Source organism: Desulfobulbus sp. (assembly GCF_031547805.1).
Taxonomy (GTDB): domain Bacteria; phylum Desulfobacterota; class Desulfobulbia; order Desulfobulbales; family Desulfobulbaceae; genus Desulfobulbus.
The window spans coordinates 38,679-56,633 of record NZ_JAVBRQ010000013.1 but is presented as its reverse complement, the minus strand read 5'-3'; the positions used below and the strand labels follow the sequence as shown (position 1 = coordinate 56,633).

The 17,955-nt window shown below is 51.5% G+C and carries 16 protein-coding genes; 8 read left to right on the top strand and 8 right to left on the bottom strand.

The window, feature by feature from the left end:
• The first annotated feature begins 16 nt into the window (after nt 1-16).
• The 4 genes from purF to RMR13_RS04795 all read left to right on the top strand — a co-directional run bounded on the left by purF (nt 17) and on the right by RMR13_RS04795 (nt 5,984).
• Nucleotides 17-1,447 (top strand): amidophosphoribosyltransferase, encoded by a 1,431-nt coding sequence (purF, locus tag RMR13_RS04810; RefSeq protein ID WP_310599505.1) that lies wholly within the window; start codon nt 17-19, stop codon nt 1,445-1,447.
• A 221-nt stretch (nt 1,448-1,668) separates the two neighbouring features.
• Nucleotides 1,669-2,748 (top strand): hypothetical protein, encoded by a 1,080-nt coding sequence (locus tag RMR13_RS04805; RefSeq protein ID WP_310599504.1) that lies wholly within the window; start codon nt 1,669-1,671, stop codon nt 2,746-2,748.
• On the top strand, nt 2,745-5,306 hold the full coding sequence (locus RMR13_RS04800; RefSeq protein ID WP_310599503.1) for a cytochrome ubiquinol oxidase subunit I: 2,562 nt from the start codon (nt 2,745-2,747) through the stop codon (nt 5,304-5,306). The genes RMR13_RS04805 and RMR13_RS04800 overlap by 4 nt, the downstream gene beginning before the upstream one ends.
• An 81-nt stretch (nt 5,307-5,387) precedes the next feature.
• Entirely contained in the window at nt 5,388-5,984 is a 597-nt protein-coding gene (locus RMR13_RS04795) for a hypothetical protein (RefSeq protein ID WP_310599502.1), read from the top strand.
• A 27-nt stretch (nt 5,985-6,011) separates the two neighbouring features.
• On the opposite strand, the gene RMR13_RS04790 is transcribed toward RMR13_RS04795, so the two are convergent.
• From RMR13_RS04790 to pilM, 8 genes are all read right to left on the bottom strand, one after another.
• Nucleotides 6,012-7,286 (bottom strand): outer membrane protein transport protein, encoded by a 1,275-nt coding sequence (locus tag RMR13_RS04790; protein ID WP_310599501.1) that lies wholly within the window; start codon nt 7,284-7,286, stop codon nt 6,012-6,014.
• A 235-nt stretch (nt 7,287-7,521) separates the two neighbouring features.
• Nucleotides 7,522-8,535, bottom strand: a complete 1,014-nt coding sequence (locus RMR13_RS04785; protein ID WP_310599500.1) for a hypothetical protein — start codon at nt 8,533-8,535, stop codon at nt 7,522-7,524.
• Nucleotides 8,536-8,570: 35 nt separating this feature from the next.
• Entirely contained in the window at nt 8,571-10,295 is a 1,725-nt protein-coding gene (mshL, locus tag RMR13_RS04780) for a pilus (MSHA type) biogenesis protein MshL (RefSeq protein ID WP_310599499.1), read from the bottom strand.
• 35 nt (nt 10,296-10,330) lie between these two features.
• A complete protein-coding gene (locus tag RMR13_RS04775; protein ID WP_310599498.1) occupies nt 10,331-11,905 on the bottom strand; it encodes an AMIN domain-containing protein in 1,575 nt (524 codons plus the stop codon).
• Nucleotides 11,902-12,399: a pilus assembly protein PilP gene (locus tag RMR13_RS04770; RefSeq protein ID WP_310599497.1), complete on the bottom strand. Its 498-nt coding sequence runs from the start codon at nt 12,397-12,399 to the stop codon at nt 11,902-11,904. Before RMR13_RS04770 ends, RMR13_RS04775 begins: the two co-directional genes overlap by 4 nt.
• 44 nt (nt 12,400-12,443) lie before the next feature.
• Complete coding sequence (locus RMR13_RS04765; protein ID WP_310599496.1) at nt 12,444-13,064, bottom strand: type 4a pilus biogenesis protein PilO; 621 nt, start codon at nt 13,062-13,064, stop codon at nt 12,444-12,446.
• Between the two features lie 36 nt (nt 13,065-13,100).
• The gene (locus tag RMR13_RS04760; protein ID WP_310599495.1) at nt 13,101-13,652 is read right to left on the bottom strand and encodes a PilN domain-containing protein; all 552 of its coding nucleotides are present in this window, start codon (nt 13,650-13,652) and stop codon (nt 13,101-13,103) included.
• A 2-nt stretch (nt 13,653-13,654) separates the two neighbouring features.
• Entirely contained in the window at nt 13,655-14,716 is a 1,062-nt protein-coding gene (gene pilM, locus RMR13_RS04755) for a type IV pilus assembly protein PilM (RefSeq protein WP_310599494.1), read from the bottom strand.
• Between the two features lie 636 nt (nt 14,717-15,352).
• On the opposite strand from pilM, the gene RMR13_RS04750 reads away from it, so the two are divergent.
• From RMR13_RS04750 to RMR13_RS04735, 4 genes are all read left to right on the top strand, one after another.
• Complete coding sequence (locus tag RMR13_RS04750) at nt 15,353-15,784, top strand: CAP domain-containing protein (protein ID WP_310599493.1); 432 nt, start codon at nt 15,353-15,355, stop codon at nt 15,782-15,784.
• A 219-nt stretch (nt 15,785-16,003) separates the two neighbouring features.
• Nucleotides 16,004-16,564 (top strand): bifunctional adenosylcobinamide kinase/adenosylcobinamide-phosphate guanylyltransferase, encoded by a 561-nt coding sequence (gene cobU / locus RMR13_RS04745; RefSeq protein WP_310599492.1) that lies wholly within the window; start codon nt 16,004-16,006, stop codon nt 16,562-16,564.
• A gap of 11 nt (nt 16,565-16,575) precedes the next feature.
• Nucleotides 16,576-17,355, top strand: coding sequence for an adenosylcobinamide-GDP ribazoletransferase (cobS, locus tag RMR13_RS04740; RefSeq protein WP_310599491.1), 780 nt, complete (start codon nt 16,576-16,578; stop codon nt 17,353-17,355).
• Entirely contained in the window at nt 17,352-17,951 is a 600-nt protein-coding gene (locus RMR13_RS04735) for a histidine phosphatase family protein (RefSeq protein ID WP_310599490.1), read from the top strand. Before cobS ends, RMR13_RS04735 begins: the two co-directional genes overlap by 4 nt.
• Nucleotides 17,952-17,955 lie beyond the last annotated feature (4 nt).

The following is a 17,955-nucleotide window of genomic DNA, read 5'->3' as shown; positions in this document are numbered from 1 at the left end:
ATTACCGGCACATGTTATGAATACCATCGAAACGGACCAGCAATTTTCGGGCAAACCCCGGCATGAGTGCGGAATTTGCGGAGTTTTCGGCCACCAGGATGCGGCCAAACTCGTCTACTTCGGCCTGTACGCCCTCCAACATCGCGGCCAGGAAAGCGCCGGCATCGTCGCCGGCGACGGCAAGAAAGTTTTGATTCACAAGGACATGGGCCTGGTGGCCGATGTCTTCAGCGAACGGACCCTGCAACGGCTCACCGGCCATCTGGCCATCGGCCACGTCCGCTATTCCACCACCGGCCAATCGAATATCATCAATACCCAGCCGTTCATGGCCACCCACAAGGGAATGCCGCTCTGCGTCGCCCACAACGGCAACATGGTCAACTCCATTGCCCTGCGGCAACATTTGGAGCAGCAGGGGTCGATTTTCCAGACCGCCATGGACAGCGAAATCGTCATCCACCTGATGGTCCGCCACCTGGACCGAGGCCTGCAGGAGGCGATCAAGACCACCTTTTCCTGCATCCAGGGCGCCTATTCCCTGCTGCTCATGACCCAAGACACCATGATCGCGGTCCGCGACCCCAACGGTTTCCGGCCGCTCTGTCTCGGGATGCTCGACAACGGCGCCCACGTGGTCGCCTCCGAGACCTGCGCGCTTGACCTGATCGAGGCCGAATACATCCGCGACATCGAGCCGGGCGAGGTGCTGATCATCAACGAGCAGGGGTTGACCTCGCTCTTTCCCTGGCCGCAGGCCCGCAAGAGCTACTGCATTTTCGAACACGTCTATTTTGCCCGGCCGGACAGCAATGTTTTCGGCTTCAACGTCTATGCCGCCCGCAAGCGGATGGGGGAAATCCTGGCCAAGGAAGCCAAAATCGAGGCCGATTTCGTCATGCCCTTTCCGGATTCGGGCAACTACGCGGCCATCGGCTATTCGAACGCCTCGGGCATTCCCTTGGAAATGGGGATGATCCGCAACCACTACGTCGGCCGCACCTTCATCCAGCCGACTCAATCGATGCGCGATTTCTCGGTGCGGGTCAAACTCAATCCGGTTCGGTCGCTGTTACAGGGAAAGCGGGTCATCATCGTCGAGGATTCGATCGTCCGCGGCACCACCGGCCGCAGCCGAGTCAAGTCGCTGCGCAACGCCGGCGCCGCCGAGGTCCACATGGTGGTCAGCTGTCCGCCGACCCGCCACGCCTGCTATTACGGCATCGATTTTCCTTCCAGCGACCAGTTGATTGCCGCCGGCAACACGGTGGAAACCATCCGCGACTATCTCGGCCTCGATTCGCTGCACTATCTGAGCGAGGCGGGATTGGTCGAGGCAACCGGCTTGCCGCACGATCATTTTTGCCTGGCCTGCTTCACCGGCGAATACTCGATCGAACCGGACAAGAATTTCACCAAGGAGGCTTTTTCCGGCTGCGGCTGTTGATTGCCCGTAACGCTGCTGCCGGGGTGCCGCCCGATTGCCTGGATCGGGCGGCGGTGCTTTCAAACAAACCAAGCGACGCGCGACGCGCGAAACTCCTTTTCAGTCCATCCTCCTGCCGGTAGAATGCTTTCCGTGCCCGCCATCCCCTCTTGACGGCCGGCACGAGGCCGTTCGTTCGCTTGCCTCTCGATACGGAGGCACCCGCCATCCAGGAGGCCGCCATGGACCCCGCTGCCCTCATTCCCACCCCGGACGCCATCCCCGTCCACTGGGGGTGGCTGCAGTTATTGCTCCAAACCACCCTGTTTTGCCATATCCTGCTGATGAACATAACGGTGGGGACCGCCTGCATTGCCCTGGTCGGGTACATACGCGACAGGGGCGCGCCCAGCCCCTGCACCGAACTCGTTGTTCGCGCCATGCCCTTCACCATTGCCTTTACCGTCAATTTCGGCGTGGCACCGCTGCTGTTCGGCCAGGTGCTTTACGGCCAATTCCTCTATACCAGCTCCATCCTGATGGCCGTCTTTTGGCTGGCAATCGTCGGCCTGTTGATCGTTGCCTATGCCCTGGCGTATTTCGCCAAGCATCTTCCTGCCGGTTCGGGCAGCGGCCGGCCGGCCGTCGCTGTGCTGACAGCCTTGCTGCTGCTTGCAACCGCCTTTTTCTTTGTCAACAATTTCAGCTTGATGCAAGCCCCCGCCAGCTGGAGCCGCTATTTTGCGCATCCCCGAGGTCTCCTGCTGAATCTGGGCGATCCCACGTTCATCCCCAGATTTCTCCATTTCATCGTGGGTGCGGTGGCGATCGGCGGCCTGGCCATTGCCCTCTGGTTCCGCTGGCGCCGGTCGCAGGGCGAGGATAGCGCCGACCGCTGGATCGGGCACGGCTGCCGCTGGTTCAGCTTTGCCACCCTTGCCAATGCGGGAATCGGCCTCTGGTTTCTCGCCTCCCTGCCGCACGGCCTGATTCCCCCTGCCACATCGACCGGCCGTTTGTTTCTTCTTTGCCTGGCGGGCGGGAGCGTGTTTGCCCTGGCCGCGCTTTTCTTCGGGTTGAGCAACCGGGCCGTACCTGCCCTAGCCTGCATCCTGGTCACCCTGGCCCTGATGCTCGGGGCCCGCAGCCTGCTGCGCGCCACCCTGCTCGCCCCCTGGTTTTCCTTGGAACAATTGCCGCTCGCCCCGGCGACAACGCCGTTTATGCTCTTTGTGCTCATCCTGGCCGCAGGCTTGGCGTTGATTGCATGGATGATGCGCTTCACTCTCCGTGCCATGGATGGCGGAGGGCAGCAGCCATGAATTATCCGGTCTGGCAGCTTGATTTTGCCGGTGGCGGCCTCTTGGTGGCGTTGATCGCCGTCTTCCACGTCTATATTGCCCATTTCGCAGTGGGCGGCGGCCTTTTCCTGGCCCTGGCCGAACGTAAGGCCTGCCGAGAAAACAGCCCGGCGATGCTCGCCTACGTCCGCGCTCACGCCCATTTTTTCCTCATGCTCACCATGGTCGCCGGTGCGATCAGCGGCGTGGGCATCTGGTTTGTTATTTCCCTCCTCAATCCTACCGCCACCTCGATCCTCATCCACACCTTCGTCTTTGTCTGGGCCGCGGAATGGGTCTGCTTTCTGGTCGAAATCGTCTCCCTCTTTCTCTACGTCTACAGCTTCGACCGGCTGCCACCGGGCCGTCACCGGCTACTTGCCTGGATATACGGTGCCGCCGCTTGGCTCTCGCTGTTCCTGATCAACGGCATCATCAGTTTCATGCTCACCCCCGGCGACTGGACCGAAACCAAAAATATCTGGGACGGGTTCTTCAATCCCGGTTTCTGGCCGTCGCTTGCGTTCCGGACTTTTTTCGCCCTGATCATCGCCGGGCTCTTCGGCCTGGTTACCGCCACCTGGATCAAGGATCGTTCTCTGAGGACCATCTGGACCAGGTTCTGCTCCCGTTGGCTTATCCTGCCTTTCCTGTTCTTTTTTGCCGCCGCCATCTGGTACCGCACCGCTCTGCCGCCGGAATTGCAAGAGATCATCTGGACGCGCATGCCTTCGGTGCGCCCGTTCATTGACGGTTTTCTCTTCTGTGCACCTGTGCCCGTCCTGGGCGGCCTGCTGTTGATGATGCGCCTGCCGGCTGGTTTGAGCAGGCTCCTGGCCATCTTGCTCCTGCTGGTCGGACAAATCGTCATGGGCTGTTTCGAATTCGTCCGGGAAGGAGCTCGCCGCCCCTACATTCTTCGCGATTATCTTTACACTACCTCGGTTGCGCGCGGCGATACCGGCCGTCTTCAGTCGGAGGGCATCCTGGCCGTCGCCAAATGGGTCCGGAACCGGCAGATTACCGACGACAATAGGCTGGAGGCAGGGCGAGAGCTGTACAATCTGCTCTGTCTTTCCTGCCATGCCATTGGCGGGCCGATGCGCGATATCAAGAGACTGGCTGCTTCGTACACGCCCAGCGGGCTTGATGCCATGATCAGCGGCATGCACACGTTCCATCCCGTCATGCCGCCCTTCACCGGAACGGCCGAGGAGCGCCGAGCACTCGCTTGGTTCATTGCCCATGGCCTTAATAATCGCAGCGATCCTCCCCCGGCACGGCTTGCCGGAAAACTGGTGGAAATCCCGCCTTTTGATCCGGCCGCCAATCGCTTTGTCCTTGTCGCCTGGAGCACTTTGGGTATGCGGTATGTTGCCGAGGTCGAGGGACTGCTGTCGGTGTTTCCCCCGGGAAACAGCCTGAGGGCGCAATTAATCGAACGCGGGGAAACGCCGACGATCGTCAACCAAAACGTTACCCTTCGCTATCGGGTGGAGCACGGCTTCACCGATTCCGACCGTCATAGCACCCCAACCGGCGACATGCTCCCCGAGGAGGATCTGTTTACTGCAGACGGCATCTTGCTGTTGCCCACTTCCAGGCATGGGTTCGATCCCTATCCGGTGGTCGCCATCGAAGCGAGAGATAACAACGAAAACCTGCTGGCCGCGACCAAGGTGGTGGCTCCGGTTTCCACCGAGATGGGCTGCGCAACCTGCCACGGCGGCCCTGCAGGACCCGAAGAATACACCGGATTGAACCGGGCGACCGCCCTGAACATCCTGGAAGCCCATGACCGCTTGAGCGGCACCACCCTCCTGGCCTCGGCGCAATCGGGTGCGATGATTCGCTGCCAATCGTGCCATGCAGATCTCATGGTCCGAGCCAGGGGCGAGGCGGACCGGCTCAACCTGTCAACGGCCATCCATGGATTTCACGCCCACTATCTCAGGGGTCGCGAGGCCGATGCATGCGCTTTTTGCCACCCGGCCTCGCCCACTGGCGCAACTCGCAGTCTGCGCGATATCCACGCTTCTCTGGGCCTCACCTGCACCAACTGCCACGGTACCATGGAAAATCATGCCTTGGGTTTGTTGCAGCAAGAGCGGACGGCTGGCAAGCAGCAGGCCGCTCGCTTGATGGCACCTTTGATGCCCAGAGCTGTGGTCGACGACAATGCGATCGTACCGCGCAATCCCTGGATCAACCAGCCCGATTGCCTGCACTGTCATGTCGATTATCAACCGCCGGCGACCGACACCACCAGCAATACCTGGACAGCGGGAGAGCAAGAGCTTTACCGCAACCGGACCGACGAAAGCGGTCGCCTGTTCTGCGCCGCCTGTCACTCCAGCCCCCATGCGCTCTATCCGGCCGACAACCCTCACGGCGAACGGCTCGATGTGCTGCAACCTTTGCAATACCAGGGAAATCGACTTCCCTTGGGCGCTAATCGCAGCTGCTCGGTGTGCCATACCCTGGACATGAATGACGAACTGCACCATGACAACAGCTTGCGGACATTTCGCAACGAATGACGAAGGAACAGCAAGGAAATCGTTTTTGCAAGCTCACTGAAAACAATGGCGTAGGATGGTTGCCGTGGACAAGGAGAGACGATGCGGCTCTGGCTGATCATCTTGTGGCTGGCGTGGTGCACGGCACACAGCCTGCTGATCTGCCGCGCTGCTTATGAGTGGCTCGAGCGGAAGGGCGGTGCCTGGCACGCACTACATCGGATCGGCTATGTCTGCTTTGCAGTGGCCAGCCTGCTGCCGCTGCTTTGGCTGACGGAGGTGGCGCCGCACCGCCCCCTGACCTTGCCCACATGGCTTGTTCCCGTCCAGGTGGCAGCTGGTCTCTATGCTGTGGTCATGTTTGTTGGTGGATTACGCGCTTACGACCTGAAAAGCTTTCTCGGCCTGCGCCAGTGGTACGATTATAGGCAGGGGCAGGCGGCTCCCGCACCCTTTTTGCAGCAAACAGGCATCCTGCAGGTGGTGCGGCATCCTTGGTACAGCGGCGGCATTGCCCTGCTCTGGTCTCTGCCGGAACTCACCGATGTCAGCCTGCTTGTCAGAATACTGCTGACGTTCTATTTGGTCGTTGGCACGTGGCTCGAAGAGCGTAAACTACACCGTATTTTTGGCTCCCGATACCGGTCCTACTGCCAAGAGGTCCCGATGTTGATTCCGTGGAAATTGTTTCGGCAATAATAGGACATGGCTGCACCGACCAACGGGTCAAAACGACATGATGACCCCAAAAGTTAGTGCGTGGGCGCCTCCGTCGGTGAAGCGGCCATCTATTCCCGATAGATTGGCATCGGCGGCGTCCACAGATCGGCTGCGTGTCCGGTAATACATGTACGAAAGGCCGAATTCCGTGCTCGGCGAATAGCGATAACGTGCCCCCGCGCAATACACCATAGCGTCCGCATCCGGCAATTCATATCCAAGAGTGTGGGCGGGCACCGGGGTTCGGTCATAGGTGAAGCCTAGGGTTGTGGTCCAGCGGTCGTTCCAATCGTAGGTAAGCCCGATGCGATAGGCATCGGAATCATCCCAATTTTTCACACTCACCGCATCGAAAGGCGCAAACGGCGAATTAAGGAAATTCATGGGGTACGAAAAATCCAATTCACGAAATGACGACCAGTAGGTCCGGTCCCAGGCGAGTTCCACGGTCAGTCGATCAAATGAAAGCGCCGTGGCCAGACTCAACACAGCGGGTAGGTTGAGAGACACCGATCCATCCCCGGAATAAGTCGCCACGGAGTAAGGACCTGCCATGGCCTGCATATCGGTGTGCCCATCCAAGTCGAGCTTGACCTCCGAGCGGTAGGTGGCGGCCATGGTCCAGCGCTCGTTGGGACGAATCGACACCGCCAGATTGTAGCCCAGCTGTGTGTCGGTTCCATCCGAGGCTCGCGACAAAGTAGCCATGGGTGATAGAGGTGCACCGATTTCATTGTCAACTTCACCTTTGGCGTAAATTAGACGAACACCTCCGCCGATGCTCAGCCAATCGGTGATGGAACAGGCAACCGTTGGGTTTGCTTCCACTGTGAGCAAGGAAAATTTTTCAGCAAAAGCCTTGGGATAGGGCTGATCCCACTGCTTAGCCAGGCCAAAAGGATAGGTCAGCGAAAATCCGTAGCGCATGCGCCCGTATTGCGGGGAAGTCACATGCAGCAATGGCATCCAGAAAAGTTCCTCATCAGACGAGCCATTGAACATCGGTGATCGGTGATCGGTGTATTCTACTGTTGGCAACTGTAAAATCGTCAGCGAGGTCTCCATAAGCCAATGGTCAGGCAAAAAACTCATGTTGGCCGGATTGTAGTAACTTGCATCGGGGCCGGGTGTATAGGCAGTACGCGCCCCCGACAGTCCTATGGCACCGAGAGATTGATTGGCAATGCGAAAACCGGATGCATCTGCCTGCTGGGTTAAAACGATCGGAGCAAGAAGCAAACCCACTACAAAAAAAAATACTTTTCGGCCGTCGAGTTTCATATCATCACAATAAATGCTATTTTAAATATAGGAGGGGAGCGTATTCTCACCCTTCACACAGAAGCCAAAGCAAGAAATATTGCTTGGAATTATTATGCAATACATTTCAATTCCAGTGAATGCCCCCGTCATCTTCCTGCCAGCTACATGACTGCATCAAGGAGTCACAAAAAAGTTAAAAAAATAGGCAAGACTGCGTGTGCAGTCTTGCCTATTTGCGAGGCTAATACGAGGATCAACGCTTAGCCCTAGTTACCGGTGCCGGTGGCGGAACATTGTAAACCACCTGTGCAAAATTATCAATTAAAGTTCCAATGGCTTTTTCCGTAGCCTTTTCAAAAAGAGCATCATACTGGTAATCGGCCAAGACGGATTCAGGTGAAACCTGGACATTGACGCGATTGGTCCACACCACATTGCCGGTGGAGGCGTCCTGTACCCAAATGCGGAGTTGCACAACAGCTTGCGGAATCTTACCTGAGTGATGGGCCATGTTTCCTAAAAACGCTCCGGCTGCCCCCCAGGCTATGGCATGATTCAAATCACCATCCGTAACACCTGAAATGAAGGCAGCATCGGCTCCACCAGCAACAGTAGTGTTCAATTCATCGTATAGTTCTGATTCAGCATGACCAAAAGCTATCTTGCTGGTTACCCCACTGACAAACGTCAACAATCCTTTCTTAGCGGGATTCCACGAAGGATCTTGTCTTTCTTTGTACTGTATGATCCGCCCGCGAACGATATAATCCGATGAAAAATGCCGGCCAATCTTAACAATCTCTTGCTGTGTCAAACCACGTGAAGCCGACGCCTCATCACTCAAACCTTGTTGCTGTGCTTTGTTAGCCAGATCGATATAACGTTGCAGCTCGCTCTTCATTGACGGCGACCATTCGTCTTTCAGTTCCTGCTCCAGGGTATCTGTCTTTGCTCTGGCGTAGGACTGAGCCTTAATTATCCTCTGGTCAGCCAGATAAGTGAAAACATCATCTTGAACCGGGACATTAAACCCGTAATTGACAAATTGGTCCGTTATGTTTTCACTCACAAAAAGTTGACGGCGATACGCACGTTCCAAATTATCAGCCTCAGAATAATCAGCAAACGGCAAAATGACGACCGTCCTGCCCGAACCTATTGAGACCTTGCTCCCTTGCTGGACCTTCAGTGATTCATGAACGGTTGTACCGCAACCACCAAGAAAAAGTATTGACAAGCCTGCAAGAAGAAGGCGACTGTATTTCATATGGATCTCCTATGCGTACAAATTCGTCAATAATCTTAAATAATTTTTGGCGAGAGAAGAATAACGAGCTCCCGCTTCACCAATCTTTTTTCTTCTACCCCAAACAAATATTTAACTACAGGTATACTGCCTAAACCAGGAATGAAATCTGCGTTCTTAACTTCGACGCTATCAATCAGTCCTCCAATAACGAGCATCTCTCCATTTTGAACCTCAACCATGGTTGACATTTCACGGACCTTGACCTGGGGCAAACCTAGCTCTATTGCACCCTCCGCCAATGTTGTCATGGCAATACTGCCATCAGGCATCAAATTTTCAATGTCCGTTGTAATGGGAGTTAAATGCAAAACAACTTTATTGTTATCGACTATTGATGCCATAACGCCAAGTGCTATTCCCTGTACAACATTTCCGACTTCAGCTGTAAAAGTAACTCTGGGACTGCCTCCAGTACTTTCCGTCTCATCGCGCGTTATAGACTTGACGTAAGCAACATCTTTACCAACACTGATGAGCGCAGGCTGCCCATTTAATACGGTGAGTTTCGGATTAGCCAAGACATGAGAATCGCCTTGTTCGTTTAAAGCATTAAGCAAAACTGTGAAATTAAAGGAACTCAAAGTAATACGACTGACAAAACCTCCAGGGGTATCAGGATAGACCTGGCCAGCAGTACCGAAGTGAACAGTACCCGAAAGGGGGCTATCTTTAAAAACCGAACTCCAGTCAATACCAATCTTTGAATTGTCCTGCAGGAAAACCTCAACAATCTTGGCTTCAATATTTATCTGTCTAAACAAGTGATTTTTCAAATTATCGAGGTATTTTTCGACAGTATCCAATAATGCGGGCTTAGCGGTTACTGTTATCAAGCCAACGCTTCTATCGATCACGAATGAAGGTTCATCTTTTGCAGAATAGCGGGCAGCAGGGCGCTCCACAGTAAATTCGGTATCTGACACCACAGCAGCGGGCTCTTTCGCCGGTGCATTCTTACTCGATTCAGCATTTTTCTTACCATCGGGTGAAGCAGAAGATCCAGTCACATCTTTCCGTTCAACAGAAGAAGTTTGCAGAATACTTCTCAAATTGGTTTCAATGTTTTCCCACACATTGAATTTGTTATCAGCACTAGCAATCTTGACTGACCCTTCAGTACCCGATGCAGCATCCTTATTTGCAAGGAAATTACCACCAACCGACGAAGTGTATCCACCTTGCATGAATGGAACTGCCATCTTGAAAACTTTTGTCGTTTTGTTGCGGATGACAATGTTTTTCTCATTTACTTCGTGGAAATAATCCGCTTGTCGCAGCAAATTGGTAATTGCATCGAAGAAATTGTCAGTTGCAGAAATGTCAACATCAACCAAAGCATTTTGATCGACATCGCTTGCCCAGCTTACCGTCATGCCTTTCAGGTTAGCTAAACGTTTCATAACGTCCCAAAGAGGAAGAGGTCCGTTTGTCGAACGAATTGTCGCCCCCACCTTGATCTGAAATTCACCTGAAGTATCGCTAACAGTCAAGGATGTATCCAGCTTATCTTTGGGCAAAACATACCCGGCAGACTGATAACGGATGGGGAGCTGCGCCGGCGTAGTTGGTGAAGGAGTTGCAAAAGAACCAGCCTTATCAAAGGTATCTTGTGTTTTGGATTGCTCTCTCGATTTGTTGTTCTGGGCACACCCGACCATGCCGCAAATCAAACAAACCGATACAGCGAAACATACAAATAATTTAGTAAATTTCATCATGAACGCCTCGGTAAGTACAATCTATTAAAGGCTCATCAGTTAATAGCCACACGACTTTTTATATATCTCTCTAAATCTGGAGGCACTTGGAATCCGGAAGAAAGTAATTGATTGTATTTTTCTACAGCCTTTTGCCCTTGACCCATTTTGTCATAAATTCTTGCGGCACTAATCATCGAGTCCAAATCTTCTCCGTAAAGTGAATTATATCGCGTTAGATTCTCTAAAGCGCAATTATAATCCTGACCGCCTTCACAAAACGAAGAATAACTCATCAGTGCTTCTTTAATAGGCTTTTTTACACTTGTACATTTCGCAAAATAATGCGCAGCTTTATCCTTGTCTTGCATATTAGCAGCTGAAATAGCTGCCAATAGCATAGCCTCATTATTATCCCTATCATGCTTCAATGTCATGCTTGAATAATAAAGAGATTTAGCATATTGTCGTAAATATACCAAATAAATTGAAGCGAGCTTATTGGTCAACTGGGTATTGGATGGCCATTTTTCGTACGCTCGTTCATAATGAGTAACTGCCAGATCATAGTTTTCATTTTTTTCAGCTTCACTTCCAAGGTTAATTTGCTGTCTAGCTTCCGGATTTTCAATTGTTTGCCGGCTCTGCTGCCGGATCGTCAGAGATTCTCGAGCGACCACTTTTGAATCCGCCTGAAAGCTGAGATTATTTTGACTTTTATCCGGCCATTTAAATTCCTTTTTCTTAGGGTAAATGACCAAGGTGTTATAGCGCTCTTCCTTTTCCAAGTCTTTGAGATTCAAAATGATATCAAGAGCAAAATCCCATGGTACGTCATCGAGCACCAAGGTAAGTGCACCCTGCACCGATTCATCAACAACAATGTTTACCCCGCTCACCTGCCTGAGAAAATTAAACACGTTGTGAAGATCCATTTTCTGGAATTCAACAGTTATTCTTTCTTTATTGTATCCAGAGAAATTAAAGGAATCTTCCATTTGTTGAGCTTTGGCCTTGGACGAATGTTTGGCTTCAAGCGGATTAATGTCAGGAAGTTGGCTATCAATGCTTTTAGTAGTCCCGATCACAGAGCCAATTTTATCGCCTGGACGTTGACTTTTCAGTGCAGATGCTTCTTTTGTACCTTCTATTACCGGATTGGCAACATTATTTTGCGACGCAACGCTCACATCGTTGGCGGTAGCACCAGCCAGCTTAAGAGTTAACTTGAGCTCGTTATCATTTTTTTGTGTCTGAAAATCTGCTTTCCCAGGCAAGGTGAATTCGAGCCGAAGAACTGCCGGCTTGCTATCTGTTAAATGCTTGGTCTGCAGTGATATACCAGTAACGTCGATTTTGCTTACAAAATTGCTTGCTAAAACAGCATCGGCGAGATCAACGACAATCCTGTCAGGATTAGGCAACTCATATACGGTCGACGCAACAGTATTTGCACCAGAAATCTTAACCTCAATGGATTCGCCTACGCGAATAACATCAACCGTTTTTACCTGAACCGTATCATCTGCTAAAAGATAATTCGCAGAAACAATTAGCGAGTATCCAATAAAAATCGATAAAAATGAAATGATATATTTCTTTTGATCTGAGATAATTTGCAACATCATCATTTATCTCCCTCTCGCTTTATCTTCATCGTCACCGTTTCTTTCATTTCCTGTCCACCACGTGTACGGGCAGTTTCCGTTATTATAACTTCGTGTTCGTTGATCAAGGAAACCACACCTCTTTTCCCTATGAGATCTCCGGTTTTTAGCATATAGCCCTTTTTGGTTTGGTCCTCAACCATCGCTATAAAACCACGTGAAGTTGCCATGATACCAACAAGATTAAGTTGACCTGGCTCGAATAATTGCATACCCGAGTATTCAATATTTTCATCAACAATTTCATTGGGATCTGGTGAAGCCGATGAAGTTTTCGGCGAAATAAAGGGCTTGAAAGGATCGGAACGTCCTTCTGATTTATATGCATATTGATCTTCGCTCAAAGCCTGCGTAGATAAACTATCTACGGATGGGCTTTCATCACCAGCAAAGCAGCTCAGGGACGAAAAGCATAAAATTATCAAGCATAATGTTATTTTTCTTCCTGCTTTATTCATTCTCTATCTGCACGATAATAATTAATTTAAGAAGACATTACGGTTTATTTTTTCTTCTGCTCGAGCTTAACGTTTGTAAATCGATACGTTATCAGCCTACAACTTGAGCTTAATAAAATCTCGTTTTTATCCAAATCAACCTTTTCTGTCTTTATATTATTAACCGTAACAATTCTTTCCAGCTTGCTTACTTTATCAAGAAAAAGCCCAAGGTTATGGTAAGGCCCCCTGATTTTTATATCGATAGGAATTTCAGCATAAAAATCTTTGGGAATCTCTTGGCCAGGAGTAAAAGAAATAAAATCTAACCCTGAATTCCTTCCTAAGTCGGAAATATTTCTGAGCAAGTTCGGAATTTCCTGGCTTTTGGGAAGCAACGTCGATGTCGTCTCGAATTGCAACCGAACCTCTTCCAGTTCTTTTTTATGTCTTGGCAAATCCTGAGCAGCCTTTTTCACCTTGCGCAATTCTTCGCTCGCCGCCGATGCCTGCTGAGCCAGCCTGTCTATCTCCTCTTGATTGGGCTGATAGAAGACAAAAAAGAAAAGCCCTACCACCAAAACGGCGAATAAACCGATCCCCAGCAGTTTATTACGGTCGCTGACTTTAGCATACTGCTCATCAAGGAAAATATCGACTTTGCTCTTTTTTGGGCTATAGATCATACCGTTAATCCAACGCAGTAAATATCGGTTGCTTTCTCACTTTTTTGGCATGTCAACATTCGCTGTAATCGAAAAAGCTTTTAAACTCCTTTCCGCATATGTCTCCAGCGAGGAACCAGCCAGGCGGACATTTTGGATGTAAGCTGACGCCTCCAAGTCATCCATGTATCGCGCTATCGTTTGATCATCAAGCGCCATGCCCTTCAATTCAAGTTGAGCTCCGTTCTGAGACAAACTTTTGAGCCACATCCTATTTGCAGGCGTAAGATTGGCTATTTCGTCCAAAGCGTGTACAGTTAGGGAAGACGACTGTTTTAATTGCTTTATAACTTCAATTTTTGTCGTTAAAACCTTCTTCTCTTCTTCTATTTTTTTAATTTCAGTCAAAATTTTAGTATACTTTGCCTTCTCAGCGTCAATACTTGCTACTTCTTCCTTACTTTTATTAATAGAAGTCAACTGAAACACCTCTATGAGTATCAGTACACCTATAACGCATCCCGCACCAACCAAGATGGCAATTATCTGTCTTAAAAACTTCTGGCGGCGGACAATATCGCGAACTGGTAAAAGGTTAATTCGTATCATGATTAAAATGATGCAGATCTAATTGCAAGACCGGCCGCAATAGCCATCTCAGGGGCAATATTGGAAACATAGTGGCTGTCTATTTTTTTTCTATCATAGTTCATCGTATCAAAGGGGTTAAATGCCACAACTTCGAGCCCCGTTTCGTTGACCAAATACTCCTTAAATCCGTTCACTTTCGAACCGCCTCCGCTCAAGGCTATGGATTGCAAAGGCCTATCCGGATTGTTCGCCTGGTACAGATCGATGGCTTTCTTTATCTCAAGCACCCATTGGGTACACACTCTATTGAAAATGTTTTCAACAAGTTCCTGATTCTCTCCAGGTGGAAGGATACCCAGCTTAATATTTTCAGCGTCCGTATATTCGACCCCGATTGAACTCATAATTTTGTCGGTTAACTGCTCACTCCCAGCCGCAACATCTCGCGCCAGCACCGAGACACCGCCAGAAATAATATTGATGTTCATTTTCGAGGCCCCGACATCGACCAAAGCCACATTTTCAGATCGGTTTGAAACCGTTTCCCATATATTCTCCAAGGCGAAACCATCCACATCGACCAGCACCGTGTTCAGTTTCAAGCCATTGAGCATTTCCAAATAATCGTTGACGACTTCCTTTTTTGCGGCAACGAGCATCACATCGCACCGATCAACGTTATCCTTTTTGGGAGGCAATTTTTGGAAGTCGATGTAAACATCATCAATATCAAAAGGAATATATTGCTCTGCTTCCGATTTGATATACTCGGCCAGTTCATCGTCTGTCATCTGTTCAAGATTGATCTTTTTGACTATGACCGAGTGCCCCGATATGGATATCCCTATTTTGGTGTTTTTTATTTTGAGATTTTTGATCAGTCCCGAGAGAACCTTGCTTACTTCCAATGGTTCATGCAAGATTCCATCTTCAACCGCTCCAGCGGGCAAGGCCGCTGACCCAAGCGATTCGATCTTGTAATTGTCGCCTACTCGTTTGAGCTGGCATACTTTTACAGCGTATGAACCGATATCTATCCCGGTAATCAGCTTTTCTTGTTTGGCAATTTTATTCAATTTCATAATCAGCTATCAACTCAAATTCTCTTTGCCGGCGATCATCTGCAAAACCTAATCTATTAAATTAGAAAATGGCGCATTTTACCATCAAATTTCATATGGAAGCATCTTACATCGTGATGTTTCTACTTATTTTGGCCCAGGGGATGCGCCGACAAATCAACAGACCCGCTCTCCCACTCGGATTTTTCTTTCAGTTTTGTACCCGAGCTGGCTAGCCTCAAGATTTCAATGACTTTTTTTTATATGATATTAAGCACACAAAAAACTTTCTTTGTCAAGTTGAGAACTTATTTTTTTATTTTTTTCACCGCTGCTCAATTGGTTCAGTTTCCGACATTCCTTGTTTTCCCGTTTTGAATTTCTTTCTGCAGACATCAGATTATTTACCTAGTCACACTCTTGACACACAAGTGTTTCATGCCTGATTTTTTGTTCTTTTCCTTTATTGTTAAAGAGTTGCCTCACCTCGCTCCATTATCGAGGAACAGACGCCCTGCGCGCGCCGGCGGCTTTTCAATGACGTCGCGCTTGACATCCTTTTTTAGCTTCGATTACCTCTAGCCACATGCACCCATCGGCTGCTCGAGGCCGTGACGTAGCCGATCTCATCAACTTTATCAGTTCAGGTTATATTGCATGAAATTGCGATTCGTATTTTTGGTTTTACTCACGCTGCACCTTGCTTCTCCTCTGAGCTCGGCAATGACGCAGGACGACGGAGCTTCCCTCTACGCCCGCACCTTGCTTGAACAAATCAACCTGTACCGCCACAGCAATGGGTTGGGACCGCTTCGCTTTGACGCCAATCTCAACCGGCTTGCCAAGCACCACAGCTTTGAGATGTTCCGGCAAAAAATGATGAGTCATCGCAATTTCGATCAGCGTTTCGAACGCTCGGGTAGCCGGATGTGCGTTGAAAATGTCGGTTGGAACTTCACAACCCCCCTTAAGCAATTCGACTCCTGGCGTCAGTCGAGCGCCCACGACCAGAACATGCTCAAGGAAGGCTTGACCAAGGCGGGCATAGCAGAAATCGGCAGATATGTCACTTTTTTTGCCTGCAAGTAATCTCTGTCCCTTCGACCGGGCACGGCAACACGCCGGTCGTAACTTGCCTCTATCTTTTTTGATGCGGATTCGCTATAACAGCGTACGGTCGAATCGCTCCGCGAACTTTTTTCTGCGTAAACTCGGCATGTTACCCAAACCAATCCGGCGTATAGCAAAGCTTGGCCTTTATGCGCAAGCGACTGAGCCAAGCGATCTTCTTTCGAGTAAGGTGAAGGCATGGGCCGTATTCTTCTAGTCACCGGCGGCGCCAGGAGCGGCAAGAGTAGTTTTGCCGAGCGGCTCGTTGCCGGCCTCGGCCCTGATATCGCGTATATTGCCACCGCCCGAGCCCTTGACGAAGAAATGGTCGAGCGGATTGCACAACACCGGCTTCAGCGTCCTGCTGCCTGGCACACCCATGAAGCGCCCGATTTTCCTTCGCAAGTGATTGCCGGTCAAGGCCAGCGTTGCGACGGATTATTGCTCGATTGCCTCACCGTCCTGACCACCAACAAGATGCTTGCCCAAGCCGTTGATTGGGACCATCCTGCCATGGCCCGGCTCAAGGAGGTTGAAGCGGCGGTGATGGTTGAAATCGAGGCGATCGTGGCTGCCGCTGCAGCAAGCCGGGCGGACCTGGTGGCGGTGACCAACGAGGTCGGCTGCGGCATTGTGCCGGGGTCGAGCATGGCCCGCTTTTTTCGCGACTGCGCCGGCAGGGTCAACCAACGCATGGCCGCAGCCGCCGCCGAGGTCTACCTGGTGGTTTCCGGTATTCCGGTCCGCATCAAGGGATGAAAGGGGACGGCATGCGGGCGTTGATCCTCATGATCCAATTCATGACCCGTTATCCGGTCCCGATTGCCGTCGATTTCACGGCCGACCACTTTGTCCGGGGCATGAAATGGATGCCTCTGGTCGGGTTGCTGGTGGCGGTACCCGCCGCCGCCGGGATGATGCTGGCCGACGGCCTGCTTGGCCGCGACATGGCCGCACTGATCGCGGTGATCCTGCTGATCGGCATCACCGGCGGCCTGCATCTCGATGGGCTGGCCGATACCGCCGACGGGTTGTTCAGTTACCGCTCGCGCGAACGAATGCTGGAGATCATGCGCGATTCGACCCTGGGCGTCAACGGGGTGATTGCGGTGGTGCTGGCCATACTGGTAAAATACGCTCTTTTGCGTGCCATCGCGCCGGCCGGGGCTACCCCGGCCGTACTCGTTGCGCCGGTTTTGGGCCGAATGGCCCTGGTCTGGCATGCGGCCACGGCCCGCTACGCCCGGGAAGAACGCGGCATTGGCGATTTTGTCAATCAGACCGGGCGGACACAGGCCGCTCTGGCCACCTTGTCTTCCCTGGTTCTGGTCGGCGGCATCCTCGTTTTGTGGGGAATTCCGTTCAGCACGGTCCCCTGGCTGACCCTGGTCTTCCATCTGCCGCCCATCGCGCTGGCAGTTGGTTTTGCCGCCTATGCCAGAAAACGGCTGGGCGGCATCACCGGCGACACCATCGGGGCTTCCATCGAACTGTCCGAGCTGCTCTCCTTTTTTATCGCTCTTCTTGTCTGGAAATATTGGCTTGCATGAACACGACCAAACTCTATCTCATCCGTCACGGCGAAACCGAACAAAACAAAACCGGGGTGCTCATGGGCAGCACCGACACCCCGCTCAACGACCATGGCCGTCTGCAGGCCCTGGCCCTGCGCGAACGGATCAACGCCCTTGAAGTCGATTCCATCTTTGCCAGTCCCCTGACCAGAACGGTGGAAACAGCCACGCTGGTGTTCGGCGACCAGGCCCGAATCGTCACCGATTCCAGTCTGCAGGAATTCCATTTCGGCGAATGGGAAGGCATGCATTTCTCGGCGATCGCCCGACAATATCCGGAGATTTGGCAGACGTGGCTCACCGACTGGGAAAGAACCCACATCCCCGGCGCCGAGGCCTTTGCCGCCTTCAAGTACCGGGTGATCAGCGTGGTCGAGGAAATCGTCCGCAGCCATCCCGGCAAAAAGGTGGCGGTGGTGTCGCACGGCGGCTGCATCCGCTCGCTGCTCGCCCATTTTTTCTGCGAATCGGTGGCCAAGGGGTATTGGCAGTTCAAGGTCGACAACGCCACCTTGAGTGAAATCGAATTCATGGGCGAATTGCCCATTCTCATCCGTTTCAACTATCGATAGGATT

What these genes read in the sequence shown, in the direction of transcription:
- cobS (WP_310599491.1), top strand. Translation starts at nt 16,576, where the DNA reads ATGCGGGCGTTGATCCTCATGATCCAATTCATGACCCGTTATCCGGTC.
- RMR13_RS04785 (WP_310599500.1), bottom strand. Translation starts at nt 8,535, where the DNA reads ATGAAATACAGTCGCCTTCTTCTTGCAGGCTTGTCAATACTTTTTCTT.
- RMR13_RS04800 (WP_310599503.1), top strand. Translation starts at nt 2,745, where the DNA reads ATGAATTATCCGGTCTGGCAGCTTGATTTTGCCGGTGGCGGCCTCTTG.
- RMR13_RS04770 (WP_310599497.1), bottom strand. Translation starts at nt 12,399, where the DNA reads ATGAATAAAGCAGGAAGAAAAATAACATTATGCTTGATAATTTTATGC.
- purF (WP_310599505.1), top strand. Translation starts at nt 17, where the DNA reads ATGAATACCATCGAAACGGACCAGCAATTTTCGGGCAAACCCCGGCAT.
- RMR13_RS04765 (WP_310599496.1), bottom strand. Translation starts at nt 13,064, where the DNA reads ATGATCTATAGCCCAAAAAAGAGCAAAGTCGATATTTTCCTTGATGAG.
- RMR13_RS04790 (WP_310599501.1), bottom strand. Translation starts at nt 7,286, where the DNA reads ATGAAACTCGACGGCCGAAAAGTATTTTTTTTTGTAGTGGGTTTGCTT.
- mshL (WP_310599499.1), bottom strand. Translation starts at nt 10,295, where the DNA reads ATGATGAAATTTACTAAATTATTTGTATGTTTCGCTGTATCGGTTTGT.
- RMR13_RS04795 (WP_310599502.1), top strand. Translation starts at nt 5,388, where the DNA reads ATGCGGCTCTGGCTGATCATCTTGTGGCTGGCGTGGTGCACGGCACAC.
- RMR13_RS04775 (WP_310599498.1), bottom strand. Translation starts at nt 11,905, where the DNA reads ATGATGATGTTGCAAATTATCTCAGATCAAAAGAAATATATCATTTCA.
- RMR13_RS04805 (WP_310599504.1), top strand. Translation starts at nt 1,669, where the DNA reads ATGGACCCCGCTGCCCTCATTCCCACCCCGGACGCCATCCCCGTCCAC.
- RMR13_RS04760 (WP_310599495.1), bottom strand. Translation starts at nt 13,652, where the DNA reads ATGATACGAATTAACCTTTTACCAGTTCGCGATATTGTCCGCCGCCAG.
- RMR13_RS04735 (WP_310599490.1), top strand. Translation starts at nt 17,352, where the DNA reads ATGAACACGACCAAACTCTATCTCATCCGTCACGGCGAAACCGAACAA.
- pilM (WP_310599494.1), bottom strand. Translation starts at nt 14,716, where the DNA reads ATGAAATTGAATAAAATTGCCAAACAAGAAAAGCTGATTACCGGGATA.
- RMR13_RS04750 (WP_310599493.1), top strand. Translation starts at nt 15,353, where the DNA reads ATGAAATTGCGATTCGTATTTTTGGTTTTACTCACGCTGCACCTTGCT.
- cobU (WP_310599492.1), top strand. Translation starts at nt 16,004, where the DNA reads ATGGGCCGTATTCTTCTAGTCACCGGCGGCGCCAGGAGCGGCAAGAGT.